23 protein-coding genes are annotated in these 21432 nt (G+C 44.0%); 17 read left to right on the top strand and 6 right to left on the bottom strand.

Annotation, left to right across the window (positions count from 1 at the left end):
- Positions 1-194: 194 nt before the first annotated feature.
- A complete protein-coding gene (locus tag ACFQ21_RS05055; protein ID WP_377575723.1) occupies positions 195-1076 on the bottom strand; it encodes an NmrA family NAD(P)-binding protein in 882 nt (293 codons plus the stop codon).
- A 299-nt stretch (positions 1077-1375) separates the two neighbouring features.
- On the opposite strand from ACFQ21_RS05055, the gene ACFQ21_RS05050 reads away from it, so the two are divergent.
- Together ACFQ21_RS05050 and ACFQ21_RS05045 are read left to right on the top strand one after the other, a co-directional pair.
- The gene (locus tag ACFQ21_RS05050) at positions 1376-2542 is read left to right on the top strand and encodes a zinc-dependent alcohol dehydrogenase (RefSeq protein WP_377575720.1); all 1167 of its coding nucleotides are present in this window, start codon (positions 1376-1378) and stop codon (positions 2540-2542) included.
- Positions 2543-2582: 40 nt separating this feature from the next.
- Positions 2583-3104 (top strand): hypothetical protein, encoded by a 522-nt coding sequence (locus ACFQ21_RS05045; protein WP_377575718.1) that lies wholly within the window; start codon positions 2583-2585, stop codon positions 3102-3104.
- A gap of 88 nt (positions 3105-3192) precedes the next feature.
- Here the strand turns inward: ACFQ21_RS05045 and pncA are convergent, their stop codons facing one another.
- A complete protein-coding gene (pncA, locus tag ACFQ21_RS05040; RefSeq protein ID WP_377575716.1) occupies positions 3193-3810 on the bottom strand; it encodes a bifunctional nicotinamidase/pyrazinamidase in 618 nt (205 codons plus the stop codon).
- The gene (locus ACFQ21_RS05035) at positions 3807-5216 is read right to left on the bottom strand and encodes a nicotinate phosphoribosyltransferase (RefSeq protein ID WP_377575713.1); all 1410 of its coding nucleotides are present in this window, start codon (positions 5214-5216) and stop codon (positions 3807-3809) included. Before ACFQ21_RS05035 ends, pncA begins: the two co-directional genes overlap by 4 nt.
- A 368-nt stretch (positions 5217-5584) precedes the next feature.
- Here ACFQ21_RS05035 and ACFQ21_RS05030 point away from each other — a divergent pair, with 368 nt between their 5' ends.
- Positions 5585-5707, top strand: coding sequence for a hypothetical protein (locus ACFQ21_RS05030; RefSeq protein WP_377575710.1), 123 nt, complete (start codon positions 5585-5587; stop codon positions 5705-5707).
- A 161-nt stretch (positions 5708-5868) separates the two neighbouring features.
- Here ACFQ21_RS05030 and ACFQ21_RS05025 read toward each other — a convergent pair whose 3' ends face one another.
- Positions 5869-8526 (bottom strand): ABC transporter permease, encoded by a 2658-nt coding sequence (locus ACFQ21_RS05025; RefSeq protein WP_377575707.1) that lies wholly within the window; start codon positions 8524-8526, stop codon positions 5869-5871.
- Entirely contained in the window at positions 8523-8852 is a 330-nt protein-coding gene (locus ACFQ21_RS05020) for a PadR family transcriptional regulator (protein WP_377575705.1), read from the bottom strand. Before ACFQ21_RS05020 ends, ACFQ21_RS05025 begins: the two co-directional genes overlap by 4 nt.
- Before the next feature lie 619 nt (positions 8853-9471).
- Here ACFQ21_RS05020 and ACFQ21_RS05015 point away from each other — a divergent pair.
- The 9 genes from ACFQ21_RS05015 (at position 9472) to ACFQ21_RS04975 (ending at position 18312) form a co-directional block, all read left to right on the top strand.
- Positions 9472-10233: a ParA family protein gene (locus ACFQ21_RS05015; protein ID WP_377575702.1), complete on the top strand. Its 762-nt coding sequence runs from the start codon at positions 9472-9474 to the stop codon at positions 10231-10233.
- A gap of 6 nt (positions 10234-10239) precedes the next feature.
- Entirely contained in the window at positions 10240-12606 is a 2367-nt protein-coding gene (locus tag ACFQ21_RS05010; RefSeq protein WP_377575699.1) for a methyl-accepting chemotaxis protein, read from the top strand.
- A 93-nt stretch (positions 12607-12699) separates the two neighbouring features.
- Positions 12700-13209 carry a chemotaxis protein CheW gene (locus tag ACFQ21_RS05005; protein WP_377575697.1) on the top strand — a complete coding sequence of 170 codons (510 nt, stop codon included), beginning with the start codon at positions 12700-12702 and terminating at the stop codon, positions 13207-13209.
- A complete protein-coding gene (locus ACFQ21_RS05000; RefSeq protein ID WP_377575694.1) occupies positions 13206-13661 on the top strand; it encodes a chemotaxis protein CheD in 456 nt (151 codons plus the stop codon). The genes ACFQ21_RS05005 and ACFQ21_RS05000 overlap by 4 nt, the downstream gene beginning before the upstream one ends.
- Positions 13662-13679: 18 nt before the next feature.
- Positions 13680-14036 carry a response regulator gene (locus tag ACFQ21_RS04995; protein WP_377575692.1) on the top strand — a complete coding sequence of 119 codons (357 nt, stop codon included), beginning with the start codon at positions 13680-13682 and terminating at the stop codon, positions 14034-14036.
- 10 nt (positions 14037-14046) lie between these two features.
- Positions 14047-15087, top strand: coding sequence for a chemotaxis-specific protein-glutamate methyltransferase CheB (gene cheB, locus ACFQ21_RS04990; protein ID WP_377575689.1), 1041 nt, complete (start codon positions 14047-14049; stop codon positions 15085-15087).
- Complete coding sequence (locus ACFQ21_RS04985; RefSeq protein ID WP_377575686.1) at positions 15084-16790, top strand: chemotaxis protein CheA; 1707 nt, start codon at positions 15084-15086, stop codon at positions 16788-16790. The genes cheB and ACFQ21_RS04985 overlap by 4 nt, the downstream gene beginning before the upstream one ends.
- The gene (locus tag ACFQ21_RS04980; protein WP_377575683.1) at positions 16787-17401 is read left to right on the top strand and encodes a hypothetical protein; all 615 of its coding nucleotides are present in this window, start codon (positions 16787-16789) and stop codon (positions 17399-17401) included. The genes ACFQ21_RS04985 and ACFQ21_RS04980 overlap by 4 nt, the downstream gene beginning before the upstream one ends.
- A 65-nt stretch (positions 17402-17466) precedes the next feature.
- Positions 17467-18312, top strand: coding sequence for a CheR family methyltransferase (locus ACFQ21_RS04975; RefSeq protein ID WP_377575680.1), 846 nt, complete (start codon positions 17467-17469; stop codon positions 18310-18312).
- Positions 18313-18357: 45 nt separating this feature from the next.
- Here ACFQ21_RS04975 and ACFQ21_RS04970 read toward each other — a convergent pair whose 3' ends face one another.
- Positions 18358-18585, bottom strand: a complete 228-nt coding sequence (locus tag ACFQ21_RS04970; RefSeq protein WP_377575677.1) for a hypothetical protein — start codon at positions 18583-18585, stop codon at positions 18358-18360.
- Between the two features lie 282 nt (positions 18586-18867).
- Between ACFQ21_RS04970 and ACFQ21_RS04965 the strand changes: the two genes are divergently transcribed.
- From ACFQ21_RS04965 to ACFQ21_RS04945, 5 genes are all read left to right on the top strand, one after another.
- Positions 18868-19215 (top strand): hypothetical protein, encoded by a 348-nt coding sequence (locus ACFQ21_RS04965; protein WP_377575675.1) that lies wholly within the window; start codon positions 18868-18870, stop codon positions 19213-19215.
- A 48-nt stretch (positions 19216-19263) separates the two neighbouring features.
- Positions 19264-19431 (top strand): hypothetical protein, encoded by a 168-nt coding sequence (locus ACFQ21_RS04960; protein WP_377575673.1) that lies wholly within the window; start codon positions 19264-19266, stop codon positions 19429-19431.
- Between the two features lie 422 nt (positions 19432-19853).
- On the top strand, positions 19854-20198 hold the full coding sequence (locus ACFQ21_RS04955) for a hypothetical protein (RefSeq protein WP_377575670.1): 345 nt from the start codon (positions 19854-19856) through the stop codon (positions 20196-20198).
- A gap of 55 nt (positions 20199-20253) precedes the next feature.
- On the top strand, positions 20254-20805 hold the full coding sequence (locus tag ACFQ21_RS04950) for a hypothetical protein (protein ID WP_377575668.1): 552 nt from the start codon (positions 20254-20256) through the stop codon (positions 20803-20805).
- Positions 20795-21421, top strand: coding sequence for a hypothetical protein (locus ACFQ21_RS04945; protein ID WP_377575666.1), 627 nt, complete (start codon positions 20795-20797; stop codon positions 21419-21421). The genes ACFQ21_RS04950 and ACFQ21_RS04945 overlap by 11 nt, the downstream gene beginning before the upstream one ends.
- Positions 21422-21432 lie beyond the last annotated feature (11 nt).

Here is a 21432-nt window from a genome sequence, read left to right as displayed (position 1 = left end):
GCAACATCAATTTTTTTACGTCAGATGGTAAATAACCGTTGGTAATAAAAAGTGTTACTCCTTACAATAACTATAAAACCTAATAGCGTTTAAACATAATTTAATTATGCGAAATTTTATGGACTTAGTATATACAGTGTATATCATTCTTTACCCTGTGCAGTAGTATATATGCGTAGTAATACCGATCGGCATCATTTGTTTAATGCCGGCTCTTGCAATACAGATTGAAAGTATGTTTCGAGGGTAGTGGGAAGTTGTATGCGCTTACTTTCTTTTTGTTCGGGGCGTGTTATTCCGGCAATAACAGCTTGCGTCATTTTGGACATGTTGGCTGCTGCATTTTCGGAGAAGCCTGCCTGCAGGAGTGTGTTATGCCATTGGTCGGCAGGTATAGTTTGGGCGGATACTTTATGATGAAGTATATTTTCAAGTGCAGAGGCTACGTCAGCACTGCTATAGGCTGGTCCGGTAAGTTCATATAGTTTCTTTTGTTCCGGTATAGCGTTCGTTATAGCCCTGGCGATAAAGGCCGCTACATCAGCCGGTGCACCCATGGAGATTTTCAGATCAGCCGGGAAGAAGGTGGGTAATATGCCTTGCTCCTGTGCGGCAGATAGATAAAGCATCCAGTTGCTATAGTAATAGGGTGCGCGAATAAAAATCTGCTGTACTGCCAGTCCCTGAAAGGCATGCTCCAGCATATACGACATTTCCAGATTGCCTGTGCCGGATGCATGTTGTGCTCCGAGCGAAGAAAGAGCTACTAGCTTTTTAACGCCTGATGCCTGTATCGCGTCTCTGTAATTTTGTACGATCGATTTTGCATCGTGCAGAACATCCTGCGATGCGGGATCTTCCGGTGTCAAGAGAAAAACAGTATCGACATTTCGGAAGGCTTCCTGCAAAGCAGCTGCATCAAACAAATCTGCCTGAGCAATAGGCACACCGTTGCGCCTTAATTCATTTGTTTTGGCAGGATTTCTGACAACAGCTGTAACAGACTGTTCACTTTTCAGTAGTGCTTTAACTACGGCTGATCCCACTTGTCCGGAGGCTCCCAAGATGACATGCATAAGCATTAGTTTAAAATGCGATTATTATGACAAATACTTTTCAGAGTAATTCACTTCAATTTTTATTCCTGCTGATAAAGAAAGTCTAAGTGATTCGTGCAGGAGTTTCATAGTAGCGTGTTCGGTATATATTTTTCCCACATGGGGCAAATCAGTGAAAGGAATAGGACACATCCCCGAAGCATGCAGAAGATTATTGCACGAATGTCTACATAAGTTATCCCTTTCATTTTTACATGTGAATGGCATATTTTTTACGGCATGCACCAGCATAAAGAGCAAACTATAAATGAATTACTATGCTGGCAATGAATTATCGCGGTCCCTACAGAGTCCGTGCAGATCGCAATAGACCCGATCCTGAAATTTTGCATCCGCGTGATGCTATAGTACGCGTTACCCGTTCCTGCATATGTGGATCGGATTTACATCTATACCATGGACTTGTCCCGGATACACGAGTAGGAATGACGTTCGGTCATGAATTTACTGGCGTTGTCGTAGAGCTTGGCTCCGAAGTAACCAATCTTCACGTGGGCGATCATGTGCTGGTTCCGTTTAATATAGCGTGTGGTACATGTCCGTTCTGTCAACAGGAACTCTATGGAAACTGCCATGAGTCCAATCCGGAAGCCACAGCCGTAGGTGGTATATTTGGATATTCTCATACGGCGGGTGGATACGATGGAGGCCAGGCCGAATATGTTCGTGTACCATACGCAGATATAGGTCCCACCGTTATACCACCGGGAATGGATCTGGATGATGCTGCATTGTTAACCGATGTGACACCTACCGGGTATCAGGCAGCGGAAATGGGTGGTATACAAAAAGGTGATACGGTAGTTGTGTTTGGTGCCGGTCCTATCGGTTTGATGGCTGCCCGTTGTTCATGGCTCTTCGGTGCCGGCAGAGTAATAATCATTGATCATATTGATTACCGGTTGGAGTTTGCAAAACAATATGCACAATGTGAAGCCTATAATTTTGTAAAGGATATGGATGACCCGGTAGTCTTTATAAAAAAGACAACGGATTTTTTTGGAGCGGATGTATGTATTGACGCTGTTGGTTGCGAGGCATCTGGCAGTGCGCTGCAAACCATCACCGGAAGAAAATTAATGCTTCAGGCCGGATCGGCTACTGCTTTACAGTGGGCGATCAATTCGGTAAAGAAGGGCGGTATAGTTTCTATTGTAGGTGTGTATGGACCTACGTGGAATTTAGTGCCGATCGGCAACGTGGTAAATAAAGGTATCACCATTCGTGCTAACCAGGCTTCCGTGAAACGATTGCTCCCGAGATTGATTGAACATGTTATGGCAGGAAGATTGAATCCCAAAGGTCTCATTACCCATCGTGTACCATTGGAAGAGGTGGCTGATGCTTATCATATCTTTTCTGCCAAACGCGATAATTGTATCAAGCCTATGCTTATACCCAACCAGGCACCCGTTGCAGCCTGAGTCAATTGAAATATAGATATATAGTATTAGATATATAGTTATGGAGAATTTAGCAGATACATTACTGGCGGATAAAAGTAAAACGATTGAGGGATGGGGTATTGATGCTGACCCCAACAACAATCCTACATATCCCATGAAACATTATACCGGTGCTGATCACCAGCGCCTGGCATACGAACGCAGCAAACAGCAAATGCCTCGTGAAGAAATTCTTCACTCCAATGAGCGCCCAGGTATCACGAGAGTGTTTGGTACGTCCTCGCCTCCTTCCGGGTTGAGTGGACACCTTCGCAGGTATGCGTTTCGATTCAGTGAAGGAAGTTCTGCACACTGGCTAACACTTCTGATGGCGGATAGGGTTAACGTTGTGGAAGGTCTTTTAGATGATTTGAGACACGGCCATGTGCCCAATCTGTTCAAAGAGCACGGTTGGAGTGCTGAGTGGAGATATAACCGCCCGGGTGTTATACGGAAAGTTGCTGTCGGGGCTGTTATTGCAACAGCTGTGGTAACATTGCTCATGCTTCGAAGCAAGCGCAGAAAGTCGCAAGTGCTGTAAAGCTTTCGATATATATAGTATTCAAGATAAGCGGGTGTACGTAGCTATGCCCACTTTTTTTGCTGAAGATTGACAGGGGAAATAGGTCTCAGAGATGTCTGTGAAGAAATTTACTTTCAATCAACTGTCCGCCTTCGGCAAGTATAGTGCTTTTGGCATTTTCAAAGTCAGCAACATTGATGGCGCGGGTTGCGTCTTCAATAATATAGGTCTCAAAATTTTCCTGCAGAGCATCTTTCGCGGTGTAAAAAACACAGTAGTCGGCAGCGAGACCACAAATGAAAATCCGCTGTACTTTATGCTCACGAAGGTATCCGGCAAGACCTGTTGATTTTTTATGACCGTTGTCGTAGAAGCCGCTATAGCTGTCAATCTCTAAGTCCATTCCCTTTCGAAATATAGCTTCCACCTTATTCATGCTGAGTGCAGAATGAAACGCAGCACCGGTTGATCCCTGTACACAGTGGTCGGGCCATAACACTTGCTCCTGACCATGCAGTGTAATGATATCAAACGGTTTTTTACCGGCATGACTCGATGCAAAGCTTTTGTGTTGAACCGGGTGCCAGTCTTGTGTTGCTACGATCAGATCAAAAGTTCGTTGAAGCGAATTGATCAACGGTATAATGACATCTCCCAGTGGAACAGGCAGAGCGCCTCCGGGTATAAAATCATTTTGAACATCAACAATGAGCAGTGCATTCATGGCTTGTGTAGTCGTTTCAGTTCATCACGTTCATGGCGCAGTTGTTCGCTGATGCCGACCTTATAGGTATGCGGATAATGAAACCGCTTGTGTTCTTCCGGCAACATGCGAAGACGCTTCTGCGTATAGCGTGCTATATCTTTTAGGGGAATCGGTGTATTGCCGCGTTTACCATTTTGCATAACAAGATGCAGTAGCGGTTCCTGTTTTCGCCCGGTGAGACTTAACGACTTATCCGGCTCGAACGGATGATGCATGACAGAGGGAGCTTTCTCGTCTTGCAAACAGATTACATCCGCATCAAAATGATGTTCATCTTTCAGGTACGTACGGTATATCTGCTTCTTATCCGGGAGTGTGATCTTCTTCAGATTTTCGGATAATTTGATTCTTGGTTTGCCATCTGCATAGGCAAGTTTATATACTCCATCCAGTGCTGCATCAGGTGGCGCAGTTACGAGACTTGTACCGACACCAAATATATCGATCGGTGCATGTTGATCTTGCAGACTTTTAATTACCCATTCATCAAGTTGATTGGACACCGTTATCTTAACATCATGTAGCCCTGCATCATCGAGCATCTTACGCGCGTGCTTCGAGAGATAGGAGAGATCTCCACTATCGAGCCGTATACCTTGAAGCCGATGCCCGCGTGCTTTCATCTCCCCGGCAACCGTGATCGCGTTGGGGATTCCGGAGCGAAGTGTATCATAAGTATCAACCAGCAGAACGCAGTGCTCCGGACGGTTCGCGGCGAAATCGCGAAAGGCCGAGAGTTCTTGATCATAACTTTGTACGAATGAGTGTGCCATGGTACCTACACAGGGTATACCAAAATCGCATGCAGCCTTAACGTTGCTCGTAGAATCAAATCCTCCAATGATAGCTGCACGCGTGGCATGATAGCCACCCGTACCTTGTGCCCGTCTTAATCCGAAATCGATGAGTGTCTTTGTGCCGGCTACGGATTTCATACGCGCTGCTTTGGTGGCGATAAGCGACTGAAAGTTGAGGATGTTCAGCAGCATAGTCTCAATGATCTGCGCTTCGAGTATATTCCCTTCCACACGGAGAATGGGCTCGTTGGGAAAAACGATCTCGCCTTCTTTTACGGCATATATAGTTCCGCGAAAGCGGAAATGTTCCAGGCTATCGGCAAATTCTCTTTTCAATCCTATATCTTTCAGATAGTCGATATCATCTTTTGAAAAGTGAAGCTCCTGTAGCAAGTCTATAACATTTTCCAGTCCTGCAAATACAGCGTAGCCTCCTTCAAAGGGTAACTTGCGGAAGAAGTAATCGAAGCAGCAGTGAAGGTGGCTCTTCCCGGTAAGAAAATATACCTGTGCCATCGTGAGTTGATACAGATCGGTATAGATGCCGGTAATTGAAAAATTCTTCATGGACTTTCAGATTCGTTAATGGGGATACGGTAAAGTTAGCAAGGTTAATATCGATGCGGTATACTTCCTGCAATTATCTGCCGGGGTATTTGAGTGGTTATAATTACTTGTTTAAACGTTTACAGTTTTTAATTGCGTAATGATTATTGGAAATAATTTATATACCTGGACGTATTCGCGGAGTCCTCTTTGTGAAGCCGTTATGGTTGTGGTGAATTGTTATTGTATATACCGGAAGGTATGGCTTTCAATGAGGGTAGGTTGGTGCGTCAGAAAACTTATAAAACTCTTATACAAATATAAAACTTGTCCTTTACTGCCTGATGGGCATCCAGCTCATTTTGTCTCAAGTGTCCTGCGGCCATAACATGAAGCCAACGGTTAATGCCGGAGCGGATCAGTTCCGCTCCTCCGAACAATTTCAATTTACATTAACCGGAAGTGCTTCCGATCCGGAAGGCGCTCCACTACCTACGCATGGACGAAAGTGAGTGGTCCTTCTGCTACATTCGCATCAACCGCCACGCCTACACTTTCGGTGTCCAACTTAAACGCGGAGTATATGTGTTCAGGCTCACGACCAGTGATGGCTCGTTGTCGGGTAGTGATCACGTTTTGAGTATAGATTTATTCTGACTCTTTACTTCTGGTTTTACTCGTATTTGAGCTTATCCACCGGGTTGGCCTGTACGGTGCGCATCGATTTTAGTATGATTACCATCACGGCAATGCATAATACTAGTATACCGGGCAGTACGAACATCCACCACGCCATCGGTATTCTATTTTTAAAGTTGCTGAGCCAGCTGTCAAGTATATAGTATGCAACGGGTACAGCCAGCACAAAGGATATCACAATGAGTTGTATATATTCTTTCGAAAACATAACGAGTATATTAGAGATTGTTGCACCGAGTACCTTCCGGATAGCCACTTCCTTGCTTTTGCGATTTACAACAAATGCAATAAGACCGTACAATCCGAGACAACCGATAAGCAGGAAGATGATGGAAAATATCTGGAAGAGCTGTGCGTATTTTTGTTCCTGCTCATAGTATGCTTTCACATTATCATCGAAGAAACGATACTCGAAGAAATGTGTAGGGTATGTTTCTTTCCATATAGCCTGAAGTGCTCCCATGGCCTGCTGCAGCGCTTCATATTGCTGAACAGACTGAAGCTTTACACTCACGGAAGTGAACGCTTTCGTATTGTTGGTGATAACAATGCTGCCCAGATCTTCTTTCAACGAGTTGTTATAAAAATCTTCTACTACGCCAACGATGGTAACATCTTTTCCAGACATAGAAGCAGGTTGTCCAATGGCTTCTTCCGGTGTGGAGAAGTGGAGGCGTTTCGCCAGGTTGCGTGTTATCAATACTTCCGTTTCACGATCATAGTTGTTAATGTTTCGGCCCGCGAGCAATTGAATGCCGAACAGATGTATATAGGAAGAGTCAGCTGCCTGGTATTCAAAAATTACATTGGGTGCACTCTCCCCCGAAAGCCAGATACTTCTGGCATTCTGTCTTCGGTGAACTCCGGCCGGTAATGTATAGCTGAAGGATACATTGGATACGAAGGCTTGTGCACGAAACCGGTCTTCCAGTTGATGTCGTGCCACGGAGTCATCATGATGCGGAATCGGAAAAGTTATAATGGCTTCCTGGTCGAAGCCCATGTCCTGGTTTCGGAAGAAATGCATTTGACTGACCACGATAAATGCACTCACCGCTATAATTTGTGTAATGGTGAACTGTACTACTACCAATACTTTTCTGAAACTGAAGCCGCCTAATGTCTCCGTTGTAAATTTACTTTTCAGTGAATTTACCGGGTTCATTTTAGAAATGGAAAATGATGGATATAGCCCGGAGAAAAGTATAACCGTCAGCATAACAATACCGAGTGTTGCCAGAATAAACGGATCGTTAAGATGACGTTGTAAAGGCAGGTTTAGTAATGACTGTAATTTGAATAATAATAATTCTGACAACGCGAGTGATATGAAGCCCGCTATCAATACGACAACGCAGGTCTCGGTTAAGAATTGCCAGATGAGACTTCGCCTGCTGCTACCCATTACTTTACGAAGACCAACTTCTTTTGCACGCATCGCGGATTGAGCAGTGGCGAGGTTTATATAGTTAATGCAGCAGGTGAGCAATAGAAATATAGCTACCAGCGCCATGGCTAACAGCATGGTTTTGCTAACGGAGCGGCTGTTGTAATTTCCGAAACGCGATTCGAAGTGTACATCCGAAAGCGATTGAAGGATATAGAGCCGGTTTCGGTGCAGGTCTTCTGGTGTATGCGCGGCATGTACTTTGGCAATCTGTGCTTCGGCTTCTTCCTTCGTGATATTTTCCGGAAGTCTGATATAGGTTTGATGGTTGTCTTCAACGCTTGACCAGTCATCTTGCATACGTGCTTTGATCTGACGCAACGTAGAGTACGAGATCAGCATTGTAAAGGGAAAATCAGTGTTGGCAGGAAAATCTGATACTACCCCGGTAACTTTGCAGTCGGCTTCTTTTTCGAAGCGCAGGGTTTTGCCCACTATATTTCCTTCGCCAAAATATTTTTTAGCAAGCGACTCCGTAAGTACAACAGAGAATGGATCAACTAATGCCCTGGCAGGATTCCCCTGAAGCCATCGAATCGGTTTATCTTTAAAGTCAAGTACTTCGAAGAACGAAGGTTCAACCATCGCCAGTCCGCTGTTCTCTTTAAACTGTGCGATAACGGTTCCGCTTGTATCCGGCACCTCTACCAATATCTCACCGAAATATTCCATCGATGTTATCTTTTGAAAGGAAGCGATCTCATCTTTCAAGGCTCTTGGCACCGGGTAAGAAACTCCGGTTCGTGCCTCAGACCTGTCTTTTCCACTGACGCGCACAACACGGTATATATGTTCAATGTCGCTGTGAAAAGTATCGTAACTCAGTTCATGCCGGATGAAGGTAAAGATGGTAAGCGCAGATGCTATTCCAATAGTAAGGCCGAGTACATTAATAACGGTGTTGCTCTTATAGGACAGTAAACTCCTATAGGCAATGGTAAAGTAATTTCGTAGCATGGCAGGGATGTTTAGTGAGAGAGAATTTCTTTTCCAGAAGAAACGCCGGAATAAAAAGCCAAAGGCATTGGCGATATAGGCCAGGCGTGCAGCGGGTATACTTTTACGATTTATATCGATACGGTATAGTTCATACAGGTCGCCCCGTATTTCTTCAGCTAGATCAAAAGGTGCGAAGAGGTCGATCAGGTTATCGATCCAGCGTGGGGGCTGAGGAGTCTTATTCATGCCGGAGATACTTTTGAGATGAGTGACCAGATTGTGTTGCGGGTATCGCGCAGTTCTTCCAAAGCGTTACGGCCGTAAGCAGTAATCGTGAAAAGTCTTTTTCGTCTGCCGCCTCGCTCGTCCGATGCGCCACCCATCTTCGATTTAACAAATCCTTTTTCTTCCAGCCGGTGCAGCACCGCGTGTACAGCACTGATGCTCAGGTCGCGGTCAGCATGTTTCTTGAGTTCTTCCGTAATGGATACTCCATACGCTTCCCGGTTGTGCAGGGCTACCATCAGGAGTATAAGTTCCTCGAGTTCTCCAAGGTATATGCGTGATGCCATTGATTTATATTTTCAACTTTTGTAGAACAAATGTCCTGCCAACGGCATAAACTTCTGATTTCGAATGTTTTTTGAAACTATACTGTACGTTTGAAGTAATGGAATGACCGATTTCGAGCACTTGACGGTATGTGTTAATAGATCTTCATCACCCGAATTTTTAGAAAAGCATGCTGATTGATCAGGTAGGGAAGTATTGCTGTAGTTTCGTTCGCAGTGCCCGCGGGGTTTCGGTTTATATTTTAGAGGTATATTTTAAGGCTATATTTATAGCTACTTATTGGGTATATTTTTAAGGTATACTTCAGTGGTCAATGTCGTCTGCAAAGTATTTCAATTGGTCTCATGTATCGAAGCAAATCTGTTTGCTTGGGGGGTAAATGTCGAAAAAGTATATTTTGATACTGTTTCGTAACACGTCATGAGCCATATACATATCAATGGGTAAGTAAAAACACTGAGGTTGTTCTTTGTAGTTAGACTTAAAAATGAACAGCTTTTTTTAATATCACCATAAACATTACAATGACGGTGTAATGGTGATTAGAATTTAATCCGGTTAATCAGGAATCTCGACTTTTGACCTATAAATAAAACTCGCTGTGTCGAGTATGGTCAAATGATCATTTCTATAGTCAACCATAAAGGCGGAACCGGTAAAACTACTACCACCCTGAATCTGGGCGCAGCACTTGCCAGGCGCGGATGTCGTGTGCTGTTGGTAGACCTTGATGCCCAAGGCAACCTGAGTTATTCATTGGGTGCGGCTGATGCTATATGTACGCTGAGTGATGTACTCTTTGAAGAAGCAGCGTTAAACGAGGCTCTTGTTTCCTGCGAAGGCATGCACCTGCTGCCAGGCAATATGAAACTTGCCGATGTGGAACTTGCACTCGCGAAGATTGAGGACCGCTACACCGTGCTGTCTGATATACTCCGGCCTGCCATCGTTCATTACGACTTTATACTGGTAGACTGCCCACCGGCACTTTCACTTCTTACAGCCAATGCTTTAGCCGCATCGTATGGTATAATTATACCGCTGCAGCTCGAAGTGTTGTCGGTTCGCGGTCTTGATTTAATGCTGCAGTCTGTTGCAAGCATACAGCAAAGTCTTAATCCTGCTCTGAATGTGCTGGGTGTTTTGCCGGTACTGGTGGATAAGCGGAAGAACCTGAATGCAGAAATTGTATCCTATATACAGGATAATTACAAACTAAAAATATTCGACAGCTATATACGGGCGAATGTGAAGGCATCAGAAGCACCATCGTTCGGTACGAGTGTTATTCACTATGCCCCGGCTTCTTCCAGTGCGCAGGACTATATAAGCTTTGCTGCTGAATTTGTAAGAACTATACCAACGTATACCGCTAAATAAATCATTATGGCATTAGGTAAAAATCTGAAGAAAGAATCTGTACTGCCTGTACGCGAGCCTGCGGCTGACATTGCTGATATCCAAATAAAAAAGACCATGAATAAAAATTTATATACCCAGACGAACGGATCGGGAAGTGATGCATCACCGGCAACAACACTGTCTGGTGAGCAGGAGCATGCGCAGCAAGAGTCTGTTTTGAAATTGGAGCAGATGCAGCGGGAGCTGGAGGCACGTATGGAGCAGATCAACGTTTCATGCATTGTTTCGGAAGCTGATCTGAAAGGAAATATCATTTATGTAAATGATAAACTTTGCGAAGTATCACAGTATACGCGCGAAGAATGTATAGGGCAACCGCACAGTATGTTCCGCCATCCGGATACACCCAAAGCTGTATTCAAGGAATTATGGGCAACGATCGGCAAGGGTAAAACATTTCGCGGTGTCATCAAAAACAGACGTAAAGATGGCACGCCTTACTGGGTTGATGCAGTTATAGCACCGGTTTTGGGGCCGAATGGTAAACCTATTAAATATATGGGGGTGCGTTATGATATTACCGATCAGATCGTGCGCGAAGAAGAGCTTCGGAAATCGCAGCTGGAAATAACAGGTCAGTTGGATGCCATTAACCTGACCAATGCTTTGATTGAATTTGAAACGAATGGAACGATTGTAAAAGCAAATGATCTTTTCTTACAGGCTTTAAAGTATAGCGAACAGGATATTATCGGAAAGCATCATCGTATTTTCTGTGATGGAGAATATGTAAAATCAAAAGATTACGAACGTTTTTGGGATGATCTGCGCAAGGGTAAACCGCAGACCGGTGAGTTTAAACGTATAGCGAGCGATGGATCAGACGTATGGATACAGGCGAGTTATACTCCGGTAAAAGATGAAACCGGAAATGTGATCAAGGTGATCAAGATTGGTGTTGATGTGAGTCTCCAGAAATTTCAGAATGCCGATTATGAAGGACAGCTGAATGCAATTGGAAAATCCAACACGGTAATCGAAATGAATATGGACGGTACGGTAATTACCGCCAACGATAATTTTCTGAATGCCATGGGATATTCACTTCATGAGGTGAAGGGTAAACATCATCGCATGTTTGTAGAACCAAACTATGCCCGCAGCGAAGAGTATAAAGAGTTTTGGCGCAAACTTAACCGTGGCGAATTCTTTGTAGGCACCTATACCCGTATTGATAAGTTTGGAAACGAAGTATACCTGCAGGCATCTTACAACCCGATACTGGATCTGAACGGAAAGCCTTTCAAGGTTGTAAAGTTTGCGCTTGACATGACGGGTGTAATTCGCGTTATCAAGGCGATGGCCAGCGGTAACCTGAGTCTGCGATGCGATACATCGGTGGATAACAGTGGGTTGACTCAGGAGATCAACAGGACATTGGATAATCTCACGTCTGTGTTGAGCAATATCAGCCAGGGTTCTGATGTAGTGGCCAAATCATCGGATCTTCTGCAAAAGAAAACAGAAGATATGAAGCGCAACACAACCGAGGTTGCTGCTGCTATAGCACAGATGGCTAAAGGTGCACAAGACCAGGCACAACGCACAGACGAATCATCGAAGCTTGCTAATCATGTTATGAGTTCGGCTGCGGATATGGAGACGAAAGCTGGCTTCATTAACAAAGCTGCCGAGCGCGGGCTGGAAAGTTCCAATGCCGGCCTCAAAACGGTGAAGCACCTGGTGAAGAACATGAGTGGCATAAAAGACTCAGCAAGTCTTACTGCACAATCTATAAATGTGCTCACCAAACGTTCAGAGGAAATAGGTCGCACGTTGCGCGTTATTACAGATATAGCGAGTCAGACAAATTTACTGGCATTGAATGCCGCGATCGAAGCTGCCCGTGCCGGTGATGCCGGAAGAGGTTTTGCCGTAGTTGCCGAAGAGATACGCAAGCTTGCAGAAGACTCCCGTAAATCAGCAGTTGAAATTGAAAAGATCATTGCCGATGTACAAAAGGATACGCATGCAGCCGGTAAAGCCATCGAAACGATGGAAGCCAGCGTGAAGGAAGGTAATCAGGCAACAGAGGAGTCGGAACGTATATTCCAGGAAATATCCAAGTCAACGGATGAGACTTTCAGTTTCTCTAAATCCATACTTGAAGCTGCATTAGGACAGAAAGGTGCTATTGATAGCGTGGTAAAGAATATAGAACAGATTGTTGTTGTTGCGGAAGAAACCGCTGCAGGTACTCAGCAGGTTGCCAGCTCCAGTCAGCAAATGAACAGCGGTATGCAGGAGATTTCGCGCGCAGGCGATGAGCTTGCAGCAGTAGCAGCTGAGCTCCAGGCGGGTATACAGCAGTTTAAACTTAATAAAGGATAAGTCGTAAAGTATACATCAGGCTGAATAGGCAAGAGTATATATATCAAACTATACAAATTAACAGATAACGATTAACGGACAATGTATAACAATATGAGGCAGGAAGAGGAGCGAAATCAAACGAACCATGTACGCTATGTACAGATCGTAGTGTTTCGCCTGGGTGATGAGGAGTATGCGCTTAATATTGATCAGATTAAGGAAGTTGTTATTACGCCTTCTATAACACGTGTACCCCAAAAGCCTTCGTTTATAAAGGGCGTTGCCAATATCCGTGGAAATATTATCGCAATGCTGGACCTGGAAGAAAAATTCGGTCTTCGTAAAACCATCGATGAACACGCCGGCAATAATTTTACATTGGTCATCGATAGTGCAGAGTATAAAATGGGCGTGCTTGTAAAGGAAGTACCCAACACACTATCCATTGCAGAATCGTCTATTGAAGAAATCACATTGGCGGGTGATAGCGGTATAGAACAGTCGTACATCAAAGGTATAGTAAAACTGGAGAAGCGGCTGATTATCATGATTGACATCTTCAAAGTGTTGAGTCAATATGAAGAACAGCAGGTTTTCAAGAAACAAACAGCGCTTGTATGATGTCGTGTGTGCTGGATATAAATGAAGTTGAGGTTTCGGTAAGGCCTGTAGAAATGGTATGTGTAGGGCTTGGTTCGTGCGTTGCTGTTTTTGTTACTGACAGAATACGGAAAGTATACGGAGGCGCACATATTCCGCTACCGTGTGGTGAGTTCACTGCCGGAATGAAATCGGCTGGAGAGATTATTGACGAGTTGTTATATAAGCTTCAGCGAAAAGGTGGTGATGTAAACAGGCTTCGCGCCAAAATAGCAGGCGGAGCAAATGTACTTGATCAGACCCTTGATATCGGGAAGCAAAATGCAGAAAGCGTAATGGAGTTGCTGCACGCCCGGAAGATATATATAGCTGGTTCGGACCTGGGAGGAACGATATCGCGCTCGGTGCGCTTCAACAGCGTTACACAAGAGCTGACTATTTCTACTTCCGAACAGGAGAAGTACACTATTTGAAGAAGTAAAAAAATCGGTATGAATAAAAACGTGTTAATCGTAGACGACTCGCTGTATATGCGAACGATTATAAGAGATGCACTGCAACAAAATGGCTATCATATAGTGGGGTTTGCTGCCAACGGTGAGCAGGCTATTGATATGGCTTTTGAATTGAAACCCGACATTATAACCCTTGACAATATTCTTCCGGATATGATCGGAACGGATGTACTGAAAGTATACCGTGAAGAAGGACTTCGGTCGAAGGTAGTCATGATCAGTGCCGTGGGGCAGGAGTCGGTTATCCAGGAAGGAATAGCATTGGGAGCGAAGGCATATATCATTAAACCTTTTACAACGGAACATCTATTGGAAACCGTTCAGGCACTTTAGATCAACAGGAGTGGCGAGCAGGAAGGTCAGGACGTTGCTTATTGAAGATTCCGGGTTTATGCGCATCATTCTTTCCGATCTTCTTCGTGGAGACGGAATGATTGAAGTAATGGCCACGGCTAGCAATGGTTTTGATGGTGTGTCAAAAGCAAGACAACTGAAACCAGATGTAATTATTACCAATATGGTTATGCCTCAATACGATGGATTATATGTAGTACAAACATTAGTGAAAGAAATGTCTGTACCCATTATTGTATTGAGTTCATTACACCGCTGCGATCCTAAAATATATAGTGCGCTCCGGGAGGGAGCCTTTACTTTTTTAGGTAAACCAGCCAAGAGCGAGATCGAAAATGGCTATGCCCGCTTGTGTAAGGTGGTGCACGAAGCTTCGCAGGCCGATGTGCAATACAAAGAAGATGCGATCCTTCATTATAGTACAGCATCGCGTGTTGGTACGCCCCGTCCGCAGTTTGATATTATAGCGTTGGGGGTTTCCACGGGTGGACCTAAAACGATCGAATATATCGTAAGTAACCTGCCCGAATATATAGATGTACCCATACTGGTGGCGCAGCACATGCCCGATCTGTTTATAGAGTCGCTTGCCAACAGGCTCAACGATACATCGTCATGGCGTGTTTCCGTTTTGCAGGATGGAGAAGAGATGAAGCCCAATCGTATCTATTTTGCTCCAGGTACATCCAACGTTCGCATTGTTCGTAATGAGTCGAATACACCGGTGATTGAATTTGTTAACGATGTATATAAAGAATTCAACAATCCATCAGTAGACTGTTTGTTTGAATCTATAGCGGAGGTATACGGTCCACGGGCCCTCGCGGTAATTCTTACCGGTATGGGTAAAGATGGCGTGGCCGGTTTACAAAAGATAAAGGAAAGTGGCGGAGTAACCATTGCGCAGGATGAAAACTCTTCTGTTGTGTATGGTATGCCGCGTGCTGCATTTGAATCCGGTGCAGCATTACATAAGTTATCGATTCAGGAAATTCCTGATTTCATTATACGGAAACTATATACGGCATGAGTACAAAAGAAGAAGAATACCGCGATATATTTCTGACGGAAGCAATCGAGAACTTTAACGAGATCAACCGGCTCCTGATTGTTCTGGAGAAGAATCCTGAAGATATAAAATCGGTTCATGCGTTATTTCGCATTACCCACACATTGAAAGGCAACGCTACGGGTATGGGCTTTGAACACATTGCCGAACTCGCCCATGTGCTGGAAGATCTTTTCGGGGCGGTGCGCGAAGGTAAAGTTATCATCAGCTCCGAGATGTTTGTGTCGGTTTATAAAGCTGCCGATATACTGAACGAATTGATCGATGCTGTTAAAAACCCGAGAGAAGTAAAATATAGGGGTATAAAAACCAAGCTGGAAGTAATGCTGCGTTCTGCGCTGGCAGAACGATCACAAAGTATAGATGAAACTGTACCCGCGGCCTCCGGTTACGAAAATGCAATAGCACCCGAACTGCTGGATATGCTGCAGAATGATGATGAAGATCATATTGATACAGCGACAAAGCTGTCGTTTTCGCATCTTGTGCAGGTGCCGGTTCAAAAGCTTGATAACCTGCTGAACCTGGTAGGAGAGTTGGTGATCGAACGCGATCGTATTATTGCATCGGGCATGCACAGTGCCAGCGAGTATTCGCGACTCAACCGTATATCATCCGATTTGCAATATTCGGTGATGGATGTGCGGCTCGTTCCCGTTGATTTTCTCTTCAATAAATTCCATCGCATTGTGCGCGATGCCGCCTCGAAGGAAGAGAAAAATGTTAGTCTGAAACTGAAAGGTACAGAGACTGAGATTGATCGAAATATACTCCAGGTAATCAGCGACTCTCTTATCCACCTGGTGCGTAATGCTATCGGACACGGTATAGAAAAACCGGAAGCACGGAAACAAAGTGGTAAACCAGAGTATGGAACCGTTACGCTTGAAGCCAGCAGTGAGTCTGATATCGTGATCATCGCTATACAGGATGATGGTGGAGGTATAGATGCCGCGCGCATTCGGAAAAGAGCCGTAGAGAAAGGTATACTTACACTGGCTGATGCATCTCAATGGAGCGATCGTGATATTATAATGCTGATCTTCGAGCCCGGCTTCTCCACAATGGATGAAGTTACCTCGCTTGCCGGCAGAGGTGTTGGAATGGATGTAGTGAAGAGGGCGCTGGATTCTATTGGTGGCACAGTACATATTGAAACGAAGGTGGGCGAGGGAACCACGTTCTTCCTGCGACTTCCCTCTTCCATGGCTGTTAAGGCAACGTTGTTGTTTGAGTTGGACAATGAGACATTTGCCATTCCGCTGTCGTATACCGAACGCGTTATATCCGTTTATAAATCAGATATACATACAGTAGCAAACGGGTTGATTACAGTTTATCAGGGCAGAACAATATCGCTGATATTTCTCAATGACCTGTTCCGGCAGGAGCGAAGTAGTATGGCAACACTTGAACGATTTCATCCGGAAGCCAAACTCGAGATTGTTGTTGTTTCCTTTAACGGCAGGTTGGTTGGTTTTATAGTTGACAAATTGCTGCAACAGAAAGAGATCATTGAAAAACCGCTGCAAAAACCTGCCGATGGTGTTTCATTTATCAGCGGAGTCACCATCCTGGGCAATGGCAAGGTATGCCTTGTGCTAAGCATCCCGGGTATATTAAATACAGTCAATCATACACAACATAATAAAATAAGTTTATGATCATACCGGACAGACTAAAAACGGAATCTGGCGTACGTGTGCTGGAAGCATTCGAGAGCGGCTACATAAATGCAGCCCACTCGTTTTCCAAATTTATTGGTGCGGACATCGGTTATGTGAGAACGCATCAGGGGCTACATGTTGTGGCCGATGATGAAACCGAATACATGGCGCAGATTGGCAGGCATGATGCAAACTTGTTGGTTGCTACCGATGTGATTGGCGAAGTGTGTGGTAAAAGTTACCTGTTGTTAAATACACGCGAGCTCGATCAGCTCTCGCAGCGCGCATACGGCACCCATGATGCTGTGATGGATTTTAAGGAAGAGCTTGTGAAAGAACTTGATAACATTCTTTCGGCTTCCGTTATCTCGAAACTGTCCAATGCCTTGCATCTGAACATGTATGGCAATATCCCGATGCTGGTAAATCCATTCAACTGCAATCTGAAGAACATGATCTACGATGATTTCGCAGAAGAAGCGGAGTCGGTATATATCAATGCCATTCAATTCACTTTTGATAAATATCCGGAACTGCGACCTTGCTTTATATGGGTGGTAGACCAGGATATATTTGACAGGATCGAATCGAAACCCGTACACTCCTGAAGTATATATAGCGGTAATGTCCGATGTGAGAAAATCAACCGGGTGCGTGAGTAAAGTGATAATGTATGAATGACAGACCTGGTAAACCTGTAGAATCTTTAACGGTTTCAGACGAAGAACTTCAGTCGCTAACCCAGGCAATCTTTCAACGGCATGGTATTGATTTTACCTGCTATGAACGGTTGTCGCTGAAGCGCAGGGTGATCCGTGTACTCGGAGTTTTTAATGTCGATTCCATACACGCTCTGTGGCGGCTGATACTCCGCGACAGAACGTTTATCTATACCTTCATGGATGAGGTTAGCGTTGGCCTTACCGCCATGTTCAGAGACCCTGTGCTCTGGAGAAAAATGCAATACCTGTTAAACAACGATCTCGTAAAAAAAAGTGAACTGGCTATATGGCATGCCGGCTGCTCATCAGGGGAAGAGATTTATACTTTCGGCATTGTGTTACGGGAGTCGGTATTCGCCAATAACGTTACTGCCTGGGCTACCGACATCAGCAAACAAGCCATTGAACAGGCACAACGGGGTGGCTATCATGCATTGAAGTTCCCGGAGTATGAGCAAAATTACAAGGAGTTTAATCCGTTTGGTTCTTTAAAGCGATACTCCACATCTGGTAAAGGCACGTTTCAAATGCACAGCGACCTGATACGACATGTATCATTTGAATATCATAACCTGATTACCGATCCGTTTCCTGTAAACCTTGATATTATTTTCTGCCGCAATGTTATGATCTATTTTGACAGCGGAGCCAAACTTAAACTACTGAAAAAGTTCTACGACTCGCTGAAGCCTGGCGGGCTTCTGATCATTGGCTTCTACGATGCGGTAATGCCGTTGATTGATCCGCATCAATTTGATGTACTGGATATAGAAGCAAAAATATTTGTAAGACTATAGCAACAGGTAAAAACCTAAACAGGTTCTATACATGAATTATATAGTTTATTGCAATACATCACTTCTTTCAAAGGCACAGTCTGCTTTGGTAACAGTCATCAGCTGCCGTACCGAAGGACTGGTGATACGTACGATCCAGTCTTTCCAGATGGGATGCAGCACAATTTTACAGCAGTCATCGCATGTAAGAACGTCCGGGTGTTCATCAAAGAAAACAACGTACAGGTGTTTCTGGTATCGTATTTTCAGATGAGCTTCGGTATTAAACTCCATGGGGTATGAAATTATAACAGGTGTTTGGATGGATGTAATACTACAAATACACAATAGAATGTATAGTTTGGGAGTAGTAAAATTTTACCATGAAATGACTGGTAAAAAAATACTATTGACACATTTTTTTAGAAGTTATAGGCAGAGGCACAGGAATTTTTTCGATTCTTTCCTTGTAATAGACAGGGAGTTGAGAAACAATGAAGATTTTCTGGATTTGCAAGGCAAGAAAATTATGTTGTTGAAATCTTTTTGTAGTATCATTGAACATTGATTCGTCTTATGTCAAACATACCGGCAGAGGTTGAGGTGTTGAGGTTATCAACGGAGAAGATTATCGAACTCATTCGGCAAACCCGTAACACACTAATAGAATTTTACCAGGAAGATGAAGCTATCCGTGCCTACTTTTCAGAACACTACGGTCTTGAGAAAGTAAGTGCTATAAAAAACGAATTTCTGAAACGCGATCTGAAAGAACTCTGGTCTGCTCCCGTAGACCTGGTGCATTACGCTGCACTCATCAAAGAGATAAAAGACTCCGGCAATGTTGCCATCATTAACCAGGTGCAACACCAGCAACGTTTTGTTCAGGAGATCAGCGCGCTCTTTAAAAAATATACCTATTGATAATAGAAGACTAGATCTTCTGCATGATTCTTTTTAAAAACAAATTATATGGAAATCGAAAATGGCCGTCAGTATCTGCTGGACGGTAAAACCCCTGTGTCCGTTGTTAAAGCCATCAACAAAGCCAAGACTGTTTATAGCATCATCATGGGCCAGAGCATTATAACCGTTGAGAAGGAACGACTGAAAAATATAGAGACCGTTAAGGAATCTTAGTCTGTTACGGGCGATGCCGCCACATAACATTCGCGTTCCGGATGCAGCAGCATTCCCCTCCTGATATACCATTCTAAGGGAAGGCCTCAGGACATCAGGAATTTCCTGACGCTTTCTAAGACATATCTGATAGCTTCACTGTCAGATCCAGATTTCCTTTTTCCTGTTGAAAACACGAAGGCTGCAGAAAAACAGCTTTCCCGTTATATTTTTAACTCCGGTAAGAAACACCTTACTCCGGAGCGCTTGGCGTTGTACTCTATTCAGTTCTAAATACTCTTCCACGAGCGTGGAAAAGCCTTTTTCCAGGGTCATCATTCTGCTTATTCACCCGTTTGTCCTGATTTTTTAAAATCAGTTTTCTCCTGATTTATACCGCCCCCAGACCCGGCATCTTTGCTTCAACATAACACATACTGTATATGAGGACCTTCAGAACTTCAACCGATTCAGCCCGAAGACCCCTTTTTATCGATTTCGATGCTTACACAGACGGTGATCCTGAATTCAAAAAAGAGATAACCGACCTGATGATCGATAACCTTCAGGAAATGCAACAGGTATTGGGTGAAGCTACCAAGCAGAAAGATGTTGTACTCTTTCAGCGCGTTTGTCACAAGATAAAAGCTACGCTCGATATGTTGGAAGATCGCGAACTGCTCGACATCGTGCAGCAGTTAAAAGCCGATATCACCAACATTGAACAAGCTCAGGACCTTGACAGGGTCTGTGCAGAGATTATCATCAGCCTGCACGATAGCAAGTAAACCACCAGTGTTCATTTAGACTTTAGCAAAACAGTTTTATTGTATATATCTAGACATGGACGAGTCTGCTGCATCCGACAAAATTGATATCTTCCTGACGGTAGATCGGCAAACCATTAATAATTATTTTAATAGTCACGATCCGGCTCCGATCTATAAGCGACAACTCAGTCATCAGCTGGAAGAGTATATCAGAACATCGGTCGTTTCTGCGAAACGATACTCGGCCGTATTCTACAAGTTTAAATGCATTAGTGAAATAGACAAGCAATACGCGCAGCCGTTGATGTATGCTATACGCACGCATTACCAGATGAAGAAGGAGATGCGCGAGAAGGAATTTAAAAGATTTAAAAACCGAAGCTGGATACTGTTGGGCATCAGTCTTTTTATGGTATTAATCTGCCAGGGATTTGTGCCCATGTTTCTCGATGAGCATAACCGTTTTCATACTGCATTCGGTAACAGCCTTGATATTTTCAGCTGGGTGCTTTTGTGGAGACCGATCGATCTGTTGCTGTTCTACTGGAATCCGCACCTGAAAGATATATCCATACTGAATAAACTGGCGACAGCAGAATTAATCATTATCGAAAATGAAAAGTAAAATCATTTTCATATCGGTATATATAGCGTTGTGCAGCACAACTGTGTTCGGACAGGCGGGTGTTGAGCAGTATTACTACGTACAGGGAAAGCAACCGGTGGAGTTTGTGCCCATCGTTAGTTTTGAGACTTCCAATAACTGGTATACCGAAGCACGCTATAACTACGAAGAGAAGAATACATTTTCGCTTTATGCCGGAAAGAAATTTTCTGGCGAACGTAAACGACTGATGTATACATTAACGCCTATTGTGGGAGCTGTTGCCGGTGATTTTGATGGTGGCTCTGCCGGATTGAACACTACGGTTGAATTGAAGAAACTATTCTTCTCATCCCAGTCGCAGTATACTTTTTCAACGCAGGACCCAATGGCTGATTTTTTCTTCAGCTGGTCTGAAGTAGGCTATGAAGTGTCATCGTGGTTTTACCTGGGCTTAAGTTTGCAGCATACACAGATGCTTCATGCAAATACAGCGTTGTTTGAACATGGTGCCGTAATTGGTTTTGAGTTTGGAAGATGGAGTATACCGATATATAGTTTCAATACCTTCGATAACAGCCGGTATTTCGTGCTGGGTATAAATCTTGGAATTGAGACATCAAAAAAGACCCCCTAATAGTTGATATA

This window comes from Ohtaekwangia kribbensis, assembly GCF_042676245.1.
Lineage (GTDB): Bacteria > Bacteroidota > Bacteroidia > Cytophagales > Cyclobacteriaceae > Ohtaekwangia > Ohtaekwangia kribbensis.
The sequence above is the reverse complement of the archived record's forward strand: the minus strand, read 5'-3'. Positions and strand labels throughout refer to the sequence as shown.